Source organism: Hydrogenivirga sp. 128-5-R1-1 (assembly GCF_000171895.1).
In genome coordinates, this window is sequence record NZ_ABHJ01000190.1 from 1 (window position 1) to 1,997 (window position 1,997).

A 1,997-nucleotide genomic window follows, 5' to 3' on the forward strand; every position below is an offset into this window, starting at 1 on the left:
TATTTTCCTATTAATGAAAAATCTAAAAATGTTATTTGTTTGAAATAAAGGAGGTTTAAGCTTTGCAGATATCCAAAAGTTTACTTATATGGTTTCTAATTGGGGCTTTGATGATACTTGCTTTTAATATGTTTGGTTCTCAAACTGTAGCTTCAAATAAAATTTCTTTCACAGAATTTGTACAGATGGTACAGGAAAATAAAATAAAAGAAGCTACCGTAAAAGGGAGCGAAGTTATTGCGACAACATCTAAAGGTAAAAAAATAGAAAGTGCAGTTCCGCCCGGATACTCCAAAATATACGATATACTTACTGAAAACGGTGTAAAGGTTACAGTTATACCAGTTGAGAACAACAGCTGGCTTATGACGCTGCTTGTTTCATGGCTTCCAATAATACTGTTTATAGGGCTGTGGATTTTTATGATGCGGCAGATGTCAGGTGGTGCAAACAGGGCTTTTTCTTTTGCAAAAAGCAAAGCTAAAGTTTATTTAGAAGAAAAGCCAGATGTAAAATTAGACGATGTTGCTGGAATGGATGAAGTTAAAGAAGAAGTTAAAGAAATAATAGATTTCTTAAAAGACCCTCAAAGATTTCAAAAATTAGGTGGTAGAGCGCCAAAAGGAATTCTCTTTTATGGAGACCCTGGTGTTGGTAAAACGCTTCTTGCAAAAGCAATAGCAGGGGAAGCGAATGTCCCATTTATTTCCATATCAGGTTCAGATTTTGTTGAAATGTTTGTTGGAGTTGGTGCTGCAAGGGTTAGAGATTTATTTGAAACTGCTAAAAAACACGCACCTTGTCTTGTATTTATAGATGAGATAGATGCTGTTGGTAGGGCAAGAAGCGGTGTTGGATTTGGCGGTGGGCATGATGAAAGGGAGCAAACATTAAACCAGCTTTTAGTTGAGCTTGACGGATTTGACTCAAATGAAGGAATTATCGTAATAGCAGCGACAAACAGACCAGATATATTAGACCCTGCATTACTCAGACCTGGAAGATTTGACAGACAAATTTCTGTTCCAAAACCAGATGTAAAAGGGAGATACGAAATACTTAAAGTTCATGTTAAGAAGAAGAATATCCCTCTTGGAGATGATGTTGATTTAATGGTGATTGCAAGAGGAACTCCAGGATTTTCAGGGGCAGACCTTGCAAATGTCGTTAATGAAGCAGCTTTACTTGCTGCCAGAAGAAGAAAAGAAAAAGTAAGTATGAAAGAGTTTGAAGATGCAATGGACAGAATAATGATGGGTCTTGAAAGAAAAGGAATGGCAATAACTCCAAAAGAAAAAGAAAAAATTGCCTACCACGAAGTTGGACACGCACTTGTTGGAGTTATGACAAAAGAGTCAGACCCACTTCATAAAGTTTCAATTATTCCAAGGGGTATGGCTCTTGGTATTACAGTAAACCTTCCTGAAGAAGATAGACATCTTTACTCTAAAAAAGATTTAATGGCAAGAATTCTACAGCTTTTTGGTGGAAGAGCAGCAGAAGAGGTGTTTTACGGCAAAGACGGCATAACAACAGGAGCAGAAAACGACCTTATGAGAGCGACAGAACTTGCTTATAGAATGGTTGCTTCGTGGGGAATGTATGATGAAATAGGTCCTATACACGTATCAACTACAAGAAACAATCCATTTATGCCTTCCCAATCTCCTGAAATAAGTGAAGAAACAGCAAGAAAGATAGATGAACAAGTAAATAAAATACTTAGAGAATCTTATGAAAAAGCTAAAAATATAATTGAAAGTTATAAGGATGCTGTTGTTGCAATTGTTGAGCTTTTACTTGATAAGGAAACCATTACATGTGAAGAATTTTTTGCAGTTTTGGAACAGTATGGAGTTCCTGTAATGAATAAATGTAGAAAAACTGAAACTACTGTATTATCTGAGTCTTCAAGACCAGATGTTCCTCCGGGAGAACTGCCTGCTTAAAAGGAGATAATATGATAGATACACACTGCCATTTAGATATGCTTAAAC

The 1,997-nt window shown here is 36.3% G+C and carries 1 protein-coding gene; it reads left to right on the forward strand.

Annotated features, from left to right (window positions below; translation table 11 throughout):
* Positions 1 to 62: 62 nt before the first annotated feature.
* Complete coding sequence (gene ftsH / locus HG1285_RS03485; RefSeq protein WP_008288858.1) at positions 63 to 1,949, forward strand: ATP-dependent zinc metalloprotease FtsH; 1,887 nt, start codon at positions 63 to 65, stop codon at positions 1,947 to 1,949.
* The last annotated feature ends 48 nt before the right edge of the window (positions 1,950 to 1,997 follow it).